This window comes from Campylobacter sp. IFREMER_LSEM_CL2090 (genome assembly GCF_025771865.1).
Taxonomy (GTDB): Bacteria; Campylobacterota; Campylobacteria; order Campylobacterales; family Campylobacteraceae; genus Campylobacter_D; species Campylobacter_D lari_D.
In genome coordinates this window covers 127,931-144,556 of the sequence record NZ_JAKMRA010000003.1, presented here as the reverse complement: position 1 = coordinate 144,556, position 16,626 = coordinate 127,931, and the positions used below count along the sequence as shown (strand labels likewise).

The 16,626-nt window shown below is 27.3% G+C and carries 16 protein-coding genes and 1 tRNA gene; 11 read left to right on the top strand and 6 right to left on the bottom strand.

The window, feature by feature from the left end; all coding sequences use genetic code 11:
- Positions 1-3: 3 nt before the first annotated feature.
- Positions 4-195 (bottom strand): mini-MOMP protein, encoded by a 192-nt coding sequence (locus L8V85_RS02905; protein WP_133319069.1) that lies wholly within the window; start codon positions 193-195, stop codon positions 4-6.
- 75 nt (positions 196-270) lie between these two features.
- Here L8V85_RS02905 and L8V85_RS02900 point away from each other — a divergent pair, with 75 nt between their 5' ends.
- Positions 271-1,608: a coproporphyrinogen III oxidase family protein gene (locus L8V85_RS02900; RefSeq protein ID WP_133319070.1), complete on the top strand. Its 1,338-nt coding sequence runs from the start codon at positions 271-273 to the stop codon at positions 1,606-1,608.
- Positions 1,609-1,629: 21 nt separating this feature from the next.
- On the opposite strand, the gene hemJ is transcribed toward L8V85_RS02900, so the two are convergent.
- From hemJ to glmM, 3 genes are read right to left on the bottom strand one after another with little or no spacing between them, the layout of a single operon-like run.
- On the bottom strand, positions 1,630-2,079 hold the full coding sequence (hemJ, locus tag L8V85_RS02895) for a protoporphyrinogen oxidase HemJ (protein ID WP_039629243.1): 450 nt from the start codon (positions 2,077-2,079) through the stop codon (positions 1,630-1,632).
- A complete protein-coding gene (gene lspA, locus L8V85_RS02890; RefSeq protein WP_220555579.1) occupies positions 2,073-2,528 on the bottom strand; it encodes a signal peptidase II in 456 nt (151 codons plus the stop codon). Before lspA ends, hemJ begins: the two co-directional genes overlap by 7 nt.
- Positions 2,521-3,858: a phosphoglucosamine mutase gene (gene glmM / locus L8V85_RS02885; RefSeq protein ID WP_263737442.1), complete on the bottom strand. Its 1,338-nt coding sequence runs from the start codon at positions 3,856-3,858 to the stop codon at positions 2,521-2,523. The genes lspA and glmM overlap by 8 nt, the downstream gene beginning before the upstream one ends.
- Positions 3,859-3,989: 131 nt before the next feature.
- On the opposite strand from glmM, the gene L8V85_RS02880 reads away from it, so the two are divergent.
- The 3 genes from L8V85_RS02880 (at position 3,990) to L8V85_RS02870 (ending at position 6,475) form a co-directional block, all read left to right on the top strand.
- Complete coding sequence (locus tag L8V85_RS02880) at positions 3,990-5,165, top strand: YdgA family protein (protein WP_263737441.1); 1,176 nt, start codon at positions 3,990-3,992, stop codon at positions 5,163-5,165.
- Positions 5,162-6,352 carry a replication-associated recombination protein A gene (locus tag L8V85_RS02875; RefSeq protein WP_263737440.1) on the top strand — a complete coding sequence of 397 codons (1,191 nt, stop codon included), beginning with the start codon at positions 5,162-5,164 and terminating at the stop codon, positions 6,350-6,352. Before L8V85_RS02880 ends, L8V85_RS02875 begins: the two co-directional genes overlap by 4 nt.
- Before the next feature lie 47 nt (positions 6,353-6,399).
- Positions 6,400-6,475 (top strand) — tRNA-Val (locus L8V85_RS02870).
- Between the two features lie 25 nt (positions 6,476-6,500).
- Here the strand turns inward: L8V85_RS02870 and L8V85_RS02865 are convergent.
- Positions 6,501-7,121: a DUF305 domain-containing protein gene (locus L8V85_RS02865; RefSeq protein ID WP_263664528.1), complete on the bottom strand. Its 621-nt coding sequence runs from the start codon at positions 7,119-7,121 to the stop codon at positions 6,501-6,503.
- A gap of 121 nt (positions 7,122-7,242) precedes the next feature.
- Between L8V85_RS02865 and L8V85_RS02860 the strand changes: the two genes are divergently transcribed.
- On the top strand, positions 7,243-7,875 hold the full coding sequence (locus L8V85_RS02860; protein WP_133319079.1) for a hypothetical protein: 633 nt from the start codon (positions 7,243-7,245) through the stop codon (positions 7,873-7,875).
- A gap of 2 nt (positions 7,876-7,877) precedes the next feature.
- Here the strand turns inward: L8V85_RS02860 and ruvC are convergent, their stop codons facing one another.
- Entirely contained in the window at positions 7,878-8,354 is a 477-nt protein-coding gene (gene ruvC, locus L8V85_RS02855) for a crossover junction endodeoxyribonuclease RuvC (protein ID WP_039627288.1), read from the bottom strand.
- Between the two features lie 122 nt (positions 8,355-8,476).
- Here ruvC and dnaA point away from each other — a divergent pair, with 122 nt between their 5' ends.
- The 6 genes from dnaA (at position 8,477) to L8V85_RS02825 (ending at position 16,583) form a co-directional block, all read left to right on the top strand.
- Positions 8,477-9,805 carry a chromosomal replication initiator protein DnaA gene (dnaA, locus tag L8V85_RS02850; RefSeq protein ID WP_263659229.1) on the top strand — a complete coding sequence of 443 codons (1,329 nt, stop codon included), beginning with the start codon at positions 8,477-8,479 and terminating at the stop codon, positions 9,803-9,805.
- A 132-nt stretch (positions 9,806-9,937) separates the two neighbouring features.
- A complete protein-coding gene (gene dnaN, locus L8V85_RS02845) occupies positions 9,938-11,005 on the top strand; it encodes a DNA polymerase III subunit beta (RefSeq protein WP_039617031.1) in 1,068 nt (355 codons plus the stop codon).
- 9 nt (positions 11,006-11,014) lie between these two features.
- On the top strand, positions 11,015-13,333 hold the full coding sequence (gene gyrB / locus L8V85_RS02840; protein ID WP_263671557.1) for a DNA topoisomerase (ATP-hydrolyzing) subunit B: 2,319 nt from the start codon (positions 11,015-11,017) through the stop codon (positions 13,331-13,333).
- Positions 13,334-13,354: 21 nt separating this feature from the next.
- Complete coding sequence (locus L8V85_RS02835; protein WP_263737439.1) at positions 13,355-15,067, top strand: DUF262 domain-containing protein; 1,713 nt, start codon at positions 13,355-13,357, stop codon at positions 15,065-15,067.
- The gene (locus L8V85_RS02830) at positions 15,064-16,059 is read left to right on the top strand and encodes an adenosine deaminase (protein WP_263737438.1); all 996 of its coding nucleotides are present in this window, start codon (positions 15,064-15,066) and stop codon (positions 16,057-16,059) included. Before L8V85_RS02835 ends, L8V85_RS02830 begins: the two co-directional genes overlap by 4 nt.
- Complete coding sequence (locus tag L8V85_RS02825) at positions 16,056-16,583, top strand: adenylate kinase (protein WP_263737437.1); 528 nt, start codon at positions 16,056-16,058, stop codon at positions 16,581-16,583. Before L8V85_RS02830 ends, L8V85_RS02825 begins: the two co-directional genes overlap by 4 nt.
- The last annotated feature ends 43 nt before the right edge of the window (positions 16,584-16,626 follow it).

Genomic DNA, 16,626 nt, shown 5'->3' with positions numbered 1-16,626 from the left:
TTGTTAATGCATTTGAATTTGAATTCTTTGATTAAAATTATTATTTCCTCTATCTTTTGGGCTATTATGCTCAAAACGATAACGCATATTACCTGAAACATTAACATCTTGAAAAATTTCATCTAAAGGTGCAGAATTTGACACGCTTATAAGCCCTAATAAAAATATAAAAAATGCTATAAAAATATTTTTCATTATAAAGCCTTTGTAAAAATATGATACAATTATAGTCTTTTTAAATAACTACAAAATGAAATTTTTAGGAAAAATATGAATTTTTTACAAAACTTAGCTCTTTCTTACTCACATAAAGCCATGCAAAAATCTTTAGAGAATGGTTTTGATGTGAAACTTTTAAAAGAAGGACAAGAAAAAAAAGTTAATCCAAAAAAATCTTATATGCTCTATGCTCATATACCATTTTGCCATACTTTTTGTCCATATTGTAGTTTTCATAAGTATTATTATAGTGAAGATTTGGCAAAAAGATATTTTGAAAGCTTAAGAGAAGAAATCAAACAAATCAAAGACAAAGGATTTGATTTTACTTCTATGTATGTGGGTGGCGGCACTACTTTGATCAACGAAGAAGAACTTGCTAAAACTTTAGAACTTTGCAAAAAATTATTTAATATTAAAGAAATTTCTTGTGAGAGCGATCCTAATCATATCGAACCTAAAAAGCTAGAAATGTTTAAAGGGCTTATAGATCGTTTAAGTTGTGGTATACAAAGTTTTGATGATGATACTTTAAAAAAAGTAGCAAGATATCATAAATTTGGTTCAAGTAAAGAGCTTCAAGAAAAGCTTTCTAAAGCTATAGGCGTGCTTCCTATTATGAGTCTTGATTTGATTTTTAACTTTCCTTCTCAAACTAAAGAGCAATTACTCAATGATTTAGAAATAGCCAAAAATTTAAAACCTCAACAAATCACAACTTATCCTTTAATGAAATCAAACCTCACAAAAGATAATATCGCAAAAACTCTAGGAGTAAGTTTTAAAGATAATGAATTTGAGTTTTATAAAATCATTATAGATTTTTTCAAAGATTATGAAAGAAATAATGCATGGTCATTTTCTTTAGAAAAAAGTAGCTTTAATGATGAGTATGTAAGTAGCCACCATGAGTATTTAGGCGTGGGAAGTGGGGCTTTTAGCTTTTTAGATGGAGAGCTTTTAATCAATGCTTTTAATTTAAATGATTATTCTAAACTCATCAAAGAAAAGCAAAATGCAAATATTGCTAAAGCTAATTTTGGTAAAAAAGAAATCATCAAATATGTCTTTTTAACTGAAATGTTTGCAGGTAAAATCGAGATTGATAAATTTAACAAAACTTTAGATTGCAATTTAGAAAAAGATCTTTTCATAGAACTTTTAGGTCTTAAGCTAAGCAAGGCTATAAAAAAAGAAAATAATACTTTATACACAAGTGAATTTGGGCGTTATTTGTTTATGGTATTAATGAAAGATTTTTACACCGGTATGGATTTAGTGCGTGCTGTATTTAGAGATAATAAACGCTTACAAGATAAAGAACACATTAATATCATGCAAGAAAATGTTGATCCACTTGATTTTAAAAGTATGGAGTTTAAAGGATAAAAAGCCTTTAAAGGCTTTTTACTAAAATGGTCTTACCACCATCATAATAGCAATAATTATAAATAATATCGTTGGAATTTCATTATAAGCTCTAAAAAATTTCCCACTCTTTTTGCAAGTATCATTTTGAAGTTGTTTTAAATAATAATAATTTTGCAAATGATAAATAATCAAAAGCAAAGCACAGGTTAATTTAGCATGCATAAATCCTGATCCAACCATCAAAACTTTATTTACATGCAACATCAAACTTCCACTTATTAAAGTTACTATCATCGCAGGAGTTTGGATATAAAAATACAATTTTCTTTCTTGAATTTTTACCACTTCTACAAAGCCTTTATTATCTTTATGCTCTGTATGATAGACAAAAAGTCTTGGTAAATAAAACAATCCAGCCATCCAAGAAACAAAAGCTAAATAATGCACCATTTTAATCCACAAATACCAGTCAGTTAAAAAATCTAACATTTTTCTCCTTTTTTATTAAAAATTTCTTTTATTAAAATCAAAGCTACACTAATGTTTATCATCACATCAGCTAAATTAAACACAGCAAATTCAAACCACTTATGCCAAAATACAAAATCCACCACACCTATATGCACAAAGCGATCAAGTAAATTTGAACACCCAGCAGATAGCATAATAGCAAAAGCGATCAAATGTGTTTTAAAAAATTCTTTTTGATAAAGCAAATACACAAACAAAGCTAAAATAAAAACAAGTTGTATGTATTTTAAATACTCTCCTAAAAATGCAAACATTGAAAAGGCTACACCGGTATTATAGGTTAAAACTAAATCAAAAAATTCACCCCTATACTCAAGCCCTTGCAAAAACAAATACTTACTTACTTGATCTAGTATAAAAACTAAAGCAAAAACAAGCCAAAATTTTAAAGATAAAATTTTAAGCATTCAATGCTTTCATAAAAAAGCTTTCAACAGCTTTCATTTCTTTTTCTAAAAGCTTAATATCTTTTGCTTCAAGTAATAAGCGTATTAAATTTTCTGTACCTGAATACCTAAACAAACTAGCAATTCCTTTTTTTTCTAAATCTTTTTTCAACTCTTCTAAGCCTGCAAGCTTGCTTAAGTCTTTTTTCTCTGAAATTTTAAGATTATGCAAAAGCTGTGGGTAAGGTTTAACTTGACTTAAAATTTCACTTGCACTTTTTGCTTCACTTAGCATTAAAGCACTAAATTGTAAAGCAGCTACCAAACCATCTCCAGTTTTTGCATAGTCACTAAAAATAATATGCCCACTCTGCTCACCACCAAAATTTCCACCGCATTCTTTGAGTTTTTCAAGTACATATTTATCGCCTACATTGCAAGTTTCATGTGTGATTTTATGTTTAGTTAAAAACTCTTTTAAAGCACCATTGCTCATTATAGTGCTAACTACACTTGATTTTAACTTGCCTTGTTTTTTCAAAAATAAAGCTAAAACACCCAAAAGACTATCTCCATGAGCTACTTCGCCTTTTTCATCCACAACAACCAAACGATCCGCATCCCCATCAAAAGCAAAACCCACATCTGCTCTAAATTTCTTTACCTCTAAAGCTAAATTTAAAGGATGTAAAGCCCCGCAATTTTCATTGATATTTAAACCATTTGGCTTATCATTGATCACAATCACATCTGCACCAAGTTCTTTAAAAACCGTAGGTGCTACCTTATAAGAAGCTCCATGAGCCACATCTAACACAACGCGTAAAGACTTTAAAGTCAGCTCTTTAGGAAAAGAATTTTTTATAGAAACAATATATCTTCCTATCACATCATCAATTCTTTTTGCTTGACCAATTTGTGATTTTGTTGTTCTTGCTTCTTCTATGAGTTTATCATTAAAATAAATTTCTTCTATTTTTGCTTCTGCTTGCTCATCAAGTTTATTTCCGTGTGCATCAAAAAATTTAATGCCATTATCATAGTAAGGATTGTGTGAAGCTGATATCATAATCCCTGCATCACAACGCATATCTTCAGTTAAAAACGCAATAGCAGGTGTTGGCATAGGGCCTATTTCTATAACATTATAACCTATAGAAGTAAGTCCTGAAACGATAGCATTTTCTATCATATAACCACTTCTTCTTGTATCTTTTCCTACTAAGATATTGTTTGTAAGGGCTTTGTCTTTAAAATAAATTCCAGCAGCCATAGCCAAACGCATTGCTAAAAATGAATCCAAAAACTCCCCCGCTTTACCGCGTACTCCATCTGTTCCAAAAAGTTTCATTTTTTTACCTTTGATTTTAAATAGTGCAATTATAAGTAAAAAAGTTAAGTAATGTATAAATGTGAGAATTTTATAAGCATTAGTTAGTAATAAAAATATATAATTTTTAAAATTTCACTTAAGGAAAATGAATGAAAAAAATCATCGCAGGGGTTGTAGTAGTAATTTTACTAGTTATAGGGTTTTTTACCTCAGCTTCTTATATTAACTCAATCAATGAAAAAATCTTTGCACAAATGAGCCAAGATACAGCATATTATAATGTTGAAGATACTAATTACACTAAAGGACTTTTAAATTCCAAAGGAAGTTTTATAGCTACACTTAATGATTTACCTTATAGTTTTAAAGTGAATGTGGATTTTTCCAATAATTTTTTTGCAAGTAATAATGCTATCGTTTCTATTTTAAATGAAAATGAAGACTTAAAAGGCATTTTTCCAAACGAAGAAATCTTTAAAATCTTAGTTAGCGTCAAAGGTGGTGACATTAACATCAATGCAAAAATAAATGATATTAATTTCACACGCAATGATACAAATTTAGTTTTAAATAATACATCATTTAAGATTATAGGTTCTGATGAATTTGTAAAAAATATGGAACTTAATCTAGGTTATGTTTTATTAGAACAACTATCTCATAAAGAAAAATTAGAAGCAAAAAATATCAAAATTTCTGAATTTCCTATACAAAAATTAAGTTTTAATGATATCTTTAGTCCTAGTAGAAATAGTAAGCAAAATATAAGCATTGATAGTGCTAGTTTTATAAGTTCTATTGCTTTTGACTTTGATAAATTAAAAATTTTTGCAAAAACAGCTCAAAATGCTCAAAACGATTATGATAGTGTTTTAAAACTAGATTTAGCTAAATTTAATCTTGCAAATGAAAACTTTATGTTAAATAATATTAATTTAGATATGAATTTTAATAATCTTTCTAAAAAAGCTTATGATAGCTTAATGCAAAATTCAAACACTGATATTTTTTCTATGATGCTTTTGGCAAGTCAGTTTTTAAAAGCAAACCCACAAATCATCTTAAATAATCTAAGTTTTGAAAAAGAAGGTAAAAAATTTGACGCAAATGGACAAACTATTTTCACTGAAAACAATATAAAATCACAATTTCATGCAAACACAGAAATTCTTCCTAGTCAAATTTGGCCTGATTTTGCAAATTTTGATACTTATTTCGTAGACAATAATGGCTCTTATATGCTTGATTTTATCTATGATGATTCTAATAAAAGTGATGTTACAACTATCATTAATGGTGAAAGACTTACCATAAATCCACAATGACAAATTTAAGCTTAACTTTTCGTCCTAAAACTTTAGATGAGGTTTTAGGACAAGAAAATTTAGTAGAAATTTTTAAAAAATTCATACAAGTTTCAAAACTCCCTCATAGTGTATTTTTTGGCCCAGCAGGTTGCGGGAAGACTTCTTTTGCAAGAGCAATAGCGTATGAGTATAAACTTGATTTTTATGAATTTGATGGAGGGAATTTTAAACTTGAAGAGCTTAGAAAAATACTAAGTAATTATGAAAATTCTTTATATAAACCTTTGATATTTATTGATGAGGTACATAGGCTTTCAAAAACCCAACAAGAAATGCTTTTAATCCCTTTGGAAAATCAAAAATGCCTTTTCATAGGCGCAAGCACTGAAAACCCCTACTTTACTTTAACTTCAGGCATAAGAAGCAGAAGTATGCTTTTTGAATTTAAAGGTTTAGAGTATAAAGACTTAGAAAAACTTGCCACAAAAGTGCAAGAAAAACTCCAATGTAAAATCGATGATGATGCTAAAGACTTTTTAATCACTTCTAGTGCAAATGATGCAAGAAGCTTTTTAAATTTATGTGAGTTTGCTTTGGCTTTAGATAGCACTCATATCACGCTTGAAACTTTGAAAAAATTAAGAGCAAATGTTTTAAGCGATGGTACTTCAAGTAAAGACACACACTATAAACTAGCTAGTTCTATGATAAAAAGCTTAAGAGGAAGTGATGTAGATGCGAGTTTGTATTATCTTGCAAGGTTGATTGATGGGGGTGAAAGTGCAGATTTCATCGCTAGAAGATTAGTGATATTTGCAAGTGAAGATATCTCAAATGCAAACCCACAAGCACTTAATCTAGCCACAAGCACACTCATAGCAGTAAAAAACATAGGCTATCCTGAAGCTAGGATCATCTTAGCTCAATGTGTAGTATTTTTAGCAAGTTCGCCCAAGTCAAACTCAAGCTATCTTGCTATAAATGAAGCACTAAATTATGTACAAAATAATCCTGCATTAAAAATACTTCCCTATCTTGATAATAACAACCCACAAAGAAAAAACTACCTTTACCCGCATGATTTTGGTGGCTGGGTTAAGCAAAGATACTTAGAAAAAGATTTGAAATTTTATCATAGCAAAGGTATAGGTTTTGAAGCACAGCTAGATTTATGGCTAAATGATATGAAAAAAATTAAAAAGTGATTTTAAGCACAATGTAAAAATATTTTTATATAATTTTTGTTTTTTAAGGTTCCGTAGCTCAGTTGGTAGAGCACCACCTTGACATGGTGGTGGTCGTTGGTTCAAGTCCAATCGGAGCCACCATTTTTTATTTCTTTCGATCAATTCACTACATATACTTTAACAAATTCGTAAATTCTTGGATTTCTTTTTCTTGATCTAAGATGATTTTTTTAGCAATATCAGTGATAGTTTTGTCTTTAGAATAAAATAAAATTTGTTTTGAAGCATCTACTGCACCTTGATGATGTGCTATCATCGCTTCTAAAAAGTCTTTATTGATGTTTTTGCTTTCTTTAACTGAACTCATTAAAATCATCATTTTTTGCATTAACTCTTTTTCTTCTTGGACAAATTTTTTATAAGTTTCTTCATCAATTTGAGTTTTTGTATAAAGATTTTTATCTAGAATTTCTTGAAATTCTTGAATTTCTTTTTCTTGAGCTTTTATGATATTTTGAGCGATTTTTTTCATCTCTTCACTTTTAGTATGTTCTAATAAAAGCTTAGATGAATCAATAGCACCTTGGTGATGTGGAATCATATTAGCTAAAAAATCTCTTTCTATGTCATTGCTTTGTACTAAAGGATTTTTCATCATAGGTTCATGCATACTCATCATGATTTGTGATGAAATACTTCCAGAAGCTCCATGATGAGCATGATGAGAATTTGCAGCAAATAAAGCACTTGCTAAAACTAAACTTGAAACTATAATTTTAATTTTCATTTTTTTCCTTTTTTTAAAATAACTTTGGAATGTTATAAAAATTATATAAACTAAAATTAACAAAGAAAAAAACATTTTTTTGTTATAATCTATAATACTAAAAAAATAATAAGGATGTTATATGCTAAAAGAACTACTTGAAATAAAAAAAGAAATGGAACCTATAATTCATGATTGTTCAGTAAAAATTCAAGTAGCCGCAAGAGAAGTAATCGTAAGAAAAAGAGAATATGAAATCTATGGTCCTATGATAGATAGAGTATATCTTGATAATGCTATATATATAAAAGTTTTTGGTAGTGGGCGTGATACTAAAAGCACTAAAGTAGATATTAAAAATGGACTTTATATGGTTTATGTAGCACCTGATAAACCTACTAATCAAGAAATTATGAATAAACTAAAAATAGCATTTGAAAGTATAGATAATAAATTCATCTCAAGAATTTTAGAACTCAATAGAAGAATGAAAGAAGTGATTAACAAAACTCAAGCAACCCTAGCAAAAGCATCAAATATGAATGTTTTGATAGAAACAAATCTAGGCGAAGCTACTGCGGCACATAAATTTGTAATAACTATTAAATATTTAAAAGATAATCAAAAATTAGAATTAAAAAATTCAAAATCTGCAGGAAGTTTTAGAGATACCAAAAATCATATCAACCTAGTAGTAGAAAAAAATACTGATTCTGCTGTATGTGAAAAACTTCTACATGATGTTGAAATTTATTTTATAGGAAATGGAAAGTAAAATCACTTTTTTACTCTCAAATTTGCTAAATGCGTCAAAGCTACTGCGATAGCATCGGTAATATCAAGTGGCTTGATGTCTTTTGAAATTCCAAGTAATCTTTTTACCATAAAAGCTACTTGCTCTTTAGTAGCTTTTGCTTTACCTGTTACGGTTTTTTTCACTTGTAAAGGTGTGTATTCTGCAAATTCTCCATGAATTTGTAAGATTTTTAAACTCAAAGCTCCACGAAATTGTGCTAGTTTTAGAACCGTTTTTGGATTATAAGCAAAAAATATATCTTCTATAGCTACCTCATCAAACTGATGATTTTTAAAGATTAGATCAAGTCCTTCACATAATTCTGTGATTTGATACTGTAAATCATTGGGTTTGATTTTGATAAGCCCTGCTTCTATAAGTTGATTTTTATTATTTATTCTTTCTACAATAGCATATCCACAATATCTAGAACCAGGATCTATCCCTAAAACTTTCAAACTTTTCACCTTTTTATTCACATAGATGTGAAATTTAAATTTTTATGTGAATAATTTTAACCATTTTTTATAAAAAATAAGCTAGAATTTCAAGTTTTACATCATAATTTATAAGAATAATAATGAATATAAAAGATTTTTTATTTGAATTTAAAACTGAAATTAGCAATAACGAATACAATACTTACATTTCTCACTTACAATTTAGTGAAAAATTAAGTAAAAATAATATCTTAGTATTTATCGCACCAAATCATTTTTTAGCTAAATTTATACAAACAAAATACGCACAAAAACTAGCTTATTTTTATGAAGTAAAAACAGGGATTAACCCTCAAGTTAAAATCATTACAAATGATCAAAAGATAGAGAAAAAACATTTTTCTACAGATATTTCACAGATTAAATTTCAAAGTACTATTTTAAATCCTTCTTTTACTTTTGAAAGCTTTGTTGTAGGAGATTCTAATCAATTTGCCTATGCAACTTGCAAAGCTATTACCGATAAAAGCAAACTTGGAAAATTATACAACCCCATCTTTATCTATGGCCCTACAGGACTTGGAAAAACTCACTTGCTTCAAGCTGTCGGAAATGTGTGCTTAGATAATGGATATAAGGTTATTTATGCTACAAGTGATAATTTTATCAATGATTTTACCATGCATTTAAATAACAAAACTATGAGTAAATTTCATGAAAAATACAAAAATTGCGATGTTTTACTCATCGATGATGTGCAGTTTTTAGGTAAAACAGATAAAATTCAAGAAGAATTTTTCTTTACTTTTAATGAAATAAAAGAAAAATTTGGACAAATCATCATGACAAGTGATAATCCTCCAAATATGTTAAAAGGCATAACAGAACGCTTAAAAAGCCGTTTTGCAAATGGGATCATCGCAGATATCACTCCACCTCAGCTTGATACAAAAATCGCAATTATCAAGAAAAAATGTGAATTTAATGCTATTTATCTCAAACCTGAAGTTATAAGCTACATCGCTACTTCAATGGGAGATAACATCCGAGAAATTGAAGGTATGATTACAAATCTAAATGCCCAAGCAAGGCTTTTTAATCAAGAAATCACTTTAGAAATCGTTAAAAGCTTTATGAAAGATCACATTAAAGAAACAAAAGAAAATATTAGTGTTGAAGACATACTTGCTGATGTTTCAAAAAGCTATAATCTTAAATCAAATGATATAAAATCAAATAAAAAAACACAAAATATCGTTATGGCAAGAAGGGTTGTGATATATTTAGCAAGAGAGCTTACAACTATGTCTATGCCTCAACTTGCTAGATTTTTTAATATGAAAGATCACACTGCCATTTCACATAATATTAAAAAAATTCAAGAGTTAATGAGTGAAAATGAAAACCTAAAAGCCATAGTAGATGAATTAAGAAATAAAATTTTAACAAAAATAAAAAGTACCCTGTGAATAAAAGTGAAAAATAAAAAATTTTATTCTATGAGTAAAATTTCTATAAAAAAAGGCTTTTAAAAAGCATTTCACATTTTCACATTGCTTATTATTATGATAAAATAAATTTAAAAAACAAAGGAAGTAAAAATGAAAATTAGCATTAATAAAAACACTTTAGAATCTGCCATAGTTTTAACTAACTCTTATGTAGATAAAAAAGACTCAAGCAACATCGCTTCTCACTTACTTTTTGAAGTAGTTGAAGATAAATTAATCATAAGGGCAAGTGATTATGAAATAGGTATTAACTATAAAATCAAAAAAATTAAAGTTGAAAGTGCAGGTTTTGCAACTGCTAATGCTAAAAGTATTTTAGATATCATTAAAAGTTTAAATAATGAAGATGTGGTCTTAGAAACTATAGAAAATTTCCTTTTTATTAGACAAAAAGGAACTAAATATAAACTTCCTATGTTTAATTATGAAGATTTTCCAAATTTCCCAAGCACTGAAGGAAAAGATAAATTTGATATTGATTCAAGTGATTTAAGTAGATCTTTGAAAAAAATCCTACCTGCAGTTGATACAAATAATCCAAAGTATTCTTTAAATGGTGCTTTACTTGATATAAAAACAACCCACATTAGCTTTGTAGGAACAGATACTAAACGCTTAGCGGTTTTTACACTAAATAAAACAAACGAAAAAGAATTTAATCTTTGTATCCCTAAAAAAGCTATTTTAGAAATGCAAAAAATCTTTTTTGAAAAAATTGAAATTTATTATGATGAAAATATATTGATTGCAAAAAATGATAATTTTGAGTTTTTTACAAAACTTATTAATGATAAATTCCCTGATTATGAAAGAGTAATTCCAAAAAATATCACAAAAGAATTTATTTTTAAAACAGAAGAATTTATGGATGCATTGAAAAAAATCAATGTAATCACTGAAAAAATGAAATTAAATTTTCATAAAGATAAACTTGTATTTGAAGGTATTAGTTTAGATAATATGGAAGCAAAAACTGAACTTGAAATGGAACTTAATATAGATGAAGAATTTAATCTTTGCATTAAAAATAAATTCATCACTGACTTTTTAAATTCTATTGAAAGTGAAACATTCAAACTTAGCATAAATGAACCTCATATGGCATTCTTAGTTTCAAGTGAAGAATTACAAACTGTAATTATGCCAGTTATTTTATAAGGAAAATAAATGCAAGAAAATCAAAATTATGGCGCAGGAAATATTAAAGTTTTAAAAGGCTTAGAAGCTGTTAGAAAACGCCCTGGTATGTACATAGGTGATACCAACATAGGCGGTCTTCATCATATGATTTATGAAGTAGTGGATAATTCTATTGATGAAGCTATGGCAGGTTTTTGTGATACGATTAATGTAGAAATTACTACAGAAGGCTCTTGTATAGTAAGTGATAATGGTAGAGGAATTCCTGTGGGAATTCACCCTACTGAAAATATCCCTACTTTAACTGTAGTTTTAACCGTGCTTCATGCAGGTGGAAAATTTGATAAAGATACTTATAAAGTTTCAGGTGGTTTACACGGGGTTGGTGTAAGCGTTGTAAATGCTTTATCAAGAAAATTAGTTGCTACAGTGCATAGAGATGGAGAAATTTATCGCCAAGAATTTTCAGAAGGTAAAGTTACAAGTAATTTTGAAACCATAGGTAAAAGTAAAAAAACAGGAACAATCATAGAATTTTGGCCAGATGATCAAATTTTTGAAGTGACTGATTTTGATTATGAAATTTTAGCTAAAAGATTTCGTGAACTTGCATATTTAAATCCAAAAATTACTATAAATTTTAAAGATAATCGTGTAGGAAAAGCAGAAAGCTTTCATTTTGAAGGTGGTATAAGTCAATTTGTTACAGATTTAAATAAAAAACAAGCTCTAACTAAGGCAATATTTTTCAATGTAGATGAAGAAGATGTAAATGTTGAAGTAGCATTGCTTTATAATGATAGTTATAGTGAAAATTTACTTTCTTTTGTTAATAATATAAAAACTCCAGATGGTGGAACGCACGAAGCAGGTTTTAGAATGGGCTTAACTCGTGTTATTAGCAATTACATTGAAGCAAATGCTAGTGCTAGAGAGAAAGACTCTAAAATCACAGGTGATGATGTAAGAGAAGGTTTAATAGCAGTTGTAAGTGTTAAAGTACCTGAGCCACAATTTGAAGGACAAACTAAAGGAAAATTAGGTTCAAGCTATGTTAGACCTATAGTTTCTAAGGCTTCTTTTGAGTATTTGACAAAATACTTTGAAGAAAATCCTATCGAAGCAAAAGCTATCATGAATAAAGCTTTAATGGCAGCTCGTGGTAGAGAAGCAGCTAAAAAAGCTAGAGAATTAACCCGTAAAAAAGAAAGTTCAAGTGTAGGGACTTTACCAGGAAAATTAGCTGATTGTCAAAGTAAAGATCCGAGTGAAAGCGAAATTTATTTAGTTGAGGGTGATAGTGCGGGAGGTTCTGCAAAACAAGGTAGAGAAAGAACTTTCCAAGCGATTTTACCTTTAAGAGGTAAAATACTCAATGTTGAAAAAGCAAGACTAGATAAAATTTTAAAAAGTGAACAAATTCAAAATATGATCACAGCTTTTGGTTGTGGGATCGGTGATGAGTTTGATATAGAAAAACTAAGATATCATAAAATCATCATTATGACAGATGCTGATGTAGATGGTTCTCACATACAAACTTTGCTTTTGACATTTTTCTTCCGTTTTATGAATGATCTTGTAACAAATGGACATATTTATTTAGCTCAACCACCTTTATATCGCTATAAAAAAGGTCAAAAAAAAGAAATTTATCTAAAAGATGAAAAAGCTTTAAATGATTATTTGATCGAAACAGGTATAGAAAGTTCTACTTATGAGGGTATAGGATTAAACGATTTAAAAGATTTTCTAAAAATAGTTGCAGCTTATAGAAGTGTTTTAAAAGAATTAGAAAAAAGATTTAATGTAATTTCAGTGATTAGGTATTTGATAGAAAATCCTGATTTGATAAAAGCTTCTAATGAAGAATTATTTAAAGTCATAAAAGAATTTTTAGAAAAACAAAATCACAATATCTTAAATTCATATATCAATGAAAATGAAATTCGTGTTTATGTACAAACTGAAAATGGTTTAGAAGAGCTTATCATCAATGATGATTTATTTGCTAATCCTTTATATGAAGAGGCAAATTATATTTATCAAAAAATTAAAGATAGAGACTTAAAATTTGATAAAGATATTTTAGAAATTTTAGATGAAGTTGAAAAAAATGCTAAAAAAGGTGCTTATATACAACGCTATAAAGGTCTTGGTGAGATGAATCCTGAACAACTTTGGGAAACAACTATGGATCCAAGTAATCGTCGTTTGTTAAAGATCACCATAGAGGATGCTCAAAGAGCAAATGATACTTTCAACCTTTTCATGGGTGATGATGTAGAACCACGCCGTGAGTACATACAAGCTCATGCTAAAGATGTTAAACATTTAGATGTTTGATTTATTAAATAAGGAGATAATATGGAAGCTAGAGAAAACAAATTTAATTTTATAAGAGATGAAAGAAAGATAGTTATTCCTTTTTTTCAAAGACCTTATGTATGGAAAAAAGAACATTGGGAACAATTATTAAATGATTTAAAAAATAGTTTTTTAAATAAAAAAGAGCATTTTTTAGGTTCTATTGTTTTAAAGCGAAATAATGGAGTTGAAAATTATTCTATTGTTATTGATGGACAACAAAGACTTACTACTTTTTCAATTTTAATTAAAGTTTTATATGATTTTTTAAATCAAGAGCAAAGAGAAGATTTAGAATTAAAAACTTTTTTATTTACTAAAAAGGAACCAAGAATTAATCATTCTAAATTAGACAAAGAAAAATATGAAAAAGTTTTAAAAGATGAAAATATAGATAATCAAGAAAAAGATGGAATTTTTGGTTGTTATAATTATTTTAAAAAAGAAGTTGAAAATTTAAAACAAAATATTAATTTATATAATTTTGTGGAATTTATTATAGGAAGTAAATTATGGGTTGTTGTCTGCTTAAATAAAGATGAAGATGAGCAAAAAATCTTTGATTCTATAAATTCTACAGGGCAAAGATTATCCTCTACTGATATTATAAAAAATGCCTTATTTGGTAAAATTATAGATATAACTAATGAAGATAAAGCTATGCAATATTATAAAGAATATTGGGATAGTGTATTTGACAAAGATGAAATCGAACAAGAATTTTGGAATGAAGAAATTGAAAGTGGTAGAGTTAAAAGAAATAAAAGTGAAATATTTTTATATTCTTATGCAATAATAAAAGATATTTTTAATACAGAAATACATAATTTAAGTAATTTAAGTGATTTGTATAAAAAACATATCGAAAATTTAAATGAAAATGATTTAAAAGAATTATTAAAAGAATTAAAAGATTATGCAAGGATATATCGTAATTTTCCGGATATAAATAAAACAACTGTTTTAAAATATGAAAATTATGAGTTGAGGTTTTTTCATATAATTAGTGTATATAATACTAATACTGTTATGCCTTTAATTTTATTTCTTAAAAAAATATTAAGTCAAAATGAAAATATTTATAAAGAATGTTTATATTTACTAGAAATGCTGATTTTATTAAATCCTGAAACAAAAGATTATAATAAATTTTTTTCAAAAATTATTAAAAAAATTCAAAATAGTAATATTGATAATATAATAAATATTATAAAATTTGAAAGTTATGATAGATATGGGGAATATTTTAATAAAAATGAAGTTAGAAATTGGTTATATTGTATAAAAAATAAGGATGCTAATTTTATTTTATTTTGGATTGAATTATATAGACAATATAAAAATAAAGATTATAAAGATAATACTTTAGGTTTGAATTATGTCTATACTTTAGAACATTTATTGCCACAAAGTTGGAAAGAACATTGGAACGATATTATTAATGATGATGAAGCTGAAGAAATTATATATCAAATAGGAAATATGACTTTATTAAAAGGAAGTCTTAATTCATCTTTAAGAAATATGAATTGGCAAGCTAAACTTAATGGTGATGGAAAAGCTAAAAATTATATTCGTAAAAACGCTGATTTACTAATAAATAAAGAGTTATTGAACAAAGAATTATGGAATAAAGATGAAATTAAATCCAGAACAGAAGAATTTATCAATGAATTTTTTGAAATATGGAATGTTGAGTTATTTAATAAATGAAAACTTTTTTACAAAATATTCCAAAAGTAGAATTGCACTTACACATTGAAGGCTCATTAGAGCCTAAAATGATGTTTGAATTAGCTAAAAGAAATAACATTGTTTTAAAATATAAAAGTGAGGATGAGATAAAAAAAGCTTATGATTTTTCAAATTTACAAGATTTTTTAGATATATATTATCAAGGTGCAAATGTCTTACAAACCAAGCAAGATTTTTATGATTTAACCTTTGCTTATATGAAAAAGTGTAAAGAGCAAAATGTAGTTCATACTGAAATTTTTTTCGATCCTCAAACTCATACTGCTAGAAATATAGCTTTAAAAGATGTTATAGAAGGAATTTGGCAAGCTTTGCAAAAAGCAAAAGAAGAATTTGGAATTTCAAGTTTTTTAATCGTTTGTATTTTAAGGCATTTAAGCGAGGATGAGGGTTTAAAAACTTTAGATGAGCTTTGTTTATATAAAGATAAGATCAAAGCCATAGGACTTGATAGTTCTGAACTTAATAATCCTCCTTTTAAATTTAAAAATTTATTTCAAAAAGCCAAAGAAGAAGGCTTTTTATTAGTTATGCATGCGGGTGAAGAAGGAAATAGTGAGTATATCAAACAAGCTTTAGAACTTGGTGTAAGTAGAATAGATCATGGTGTTAAATGTGAGCATGATAATATGCTTTTAAAAGAAATTATTCAAAAACAAATTCCGCTAACAATGTGCCCTTTATCAAATATAAAATTAAAAGTTTTTCAAAATATGCAAGAACATAATATTTTAAAACTTTTACAAAAAAATGTCTGTGTTTGTGTAAATTCAGATGATCCAGCGTATTTTGGAGGATATATTTTAGAAAATTTTATAACCTTAGATGAAGCTTTTAAACTTAGTAAAGATGAGGTTAAAAAACTTTGTATTAATGCCATTAATGCTTCTTTTTTACAAGAAAATGAAAAAGAAAATTTAAGAAAGCTAATTTTTAATTTTCAAGAATGATTTTTTTACTTGGGGGAGAAAGTCACACAGGTAAGACCTTGCTTGCTCAAAAACTTCTTGAAAAATTTTCTTATCCTTATTTGAGTTTAGACCATCTAAAAATGGGTTTGATTAAAGGAATGAAAAATTTTCCTTTTAAAGTAGATGAGGATGAAAAAATAGCTGAGTTTTTATTTCCTATTGTAGATGGTATGATTCAAACTTGTATAGAAAATAAACAAAATTTAATCATTGAAGGATTTTATCTTACTCCAAAAAAGTTACAAAAATTTCAAAATCATTCTGATATTAAAATACTTTTTATTCTTTTTTCAAAAAAATATATTTTGCAAAATTATGAATTAATCTATCAAAATGAAAATGTTATAGAAAAGCGTTTATTTAGTGAAAAAGAAGAAATAAACACTCTTATTTTAAATCATCAAAAATTTAAAGCTCAATGTGAAAATTTAAATCTTCCTTTTATAGAAATTCAAAAAGACTATAAAATAGAATTAAAAAATGTAATAGAATTTTTTGCTTAAAAGCAAGCAAATAGTTATATAATATCTAAAAAATTTATAAGGA

Coding starts and splice junctions, on each gene's coding strand:
- L8V85_RS02875 (WP_263737440.1), top strand. CDS start 5,162: ATGACAAATTTAAGCTTAACTTTTCGTCCTAAAACTTTAGATGAGGTT.
- L8V85_RS02880 (WP_263737441.1), top strand. CDS start 3,990: ATGAAAAAAATCATCGCAGGGGTTGTAGTAGTAATTTTACTAGTTATA.
- L8V85_RS02830 (WP_263737438.1), top strand. CDS start 15,064: ATGAAAACTTTTTTACAAAATATTCCAAAAGTAGAATTGCACTTACAC.
- L8V85_RS02865 (WP_263664528.1), bottom strand. CDS start 7,121: ATGAAAATTAAAATTATAGTTTCAAGTTTAGTTTTAGCAAGTGCTTTA.
- dnaA (WP_263659229.1), top strand. CDS start 8,477: ATGAATATAAAAGATTTTTTATTTGAATTTAAAACTGAAATTAGCAAT.
- glmM (WP_263737442.1), bottom strand. CDS start 3,858: ATGAAACTTTTTGGAACAGATGGAGTACGCGGTAAAGCGGGGGAGTTT.
- L8V85_RS02905 (WP_133319069.1), bottom strand. CDS start 195: ATGAAAAATATTTTTATAGCATTTTTTATATTTTTATTAGGGCTTATA.
- gyrB (WP_263671557.1), top strand. CDS start 11,015: ATGCAAGAAAATCAAAATTATGGCGCAGGAAATATTAAAGTTTTAAAA.
- L8V85_RS02825 (WP_263737437.1), top strand. CDS start 16,056: ATGATTTTTTTACTTGGGGGAGAAAGTCACACAGGTAAGACCTTGCTT.
- L8V85_RS02835 (WP_263737439.1), top strand. CDS start 13,355: ATGGAAGCTAGAGAAAACAAATTTAATTTTATAAGAGATGAAAGAAAG.
- dnaN (WP_039617031.1), top strand. CDS start 9,938: ATGAAAATTAGCATTAATAAAAACACTTTAGAATCTGCCATAGTTTTA.
- hemJ (WP_039629243.1), bottom strand. CDS start 2,079: ATGTTAGATTTTTTAACTGACTGGTATTTGTGGATTAAAATGGTGCAT.
- L8V85_RS02860 (WP_133319079.1), top strand. CDS start 7,243: ATGCTAAAAGAACTACTTGAAATAAAAAAAGAAATGGAACCTATAATT.
- L8V85_RS02900 (WP_133319070.1), top strand. CDS start 271: ATGAATTTTTTACAAAACTTAGCTCTTTCTTACTCACATAAAGCCATG.
- lspA (WP_220555579.1), bottom strand. CDS start 2,528: ATGCTTAAAATTTTATCTTTAAAATTTTGGCTTGTTTTTGCTTTAGTT.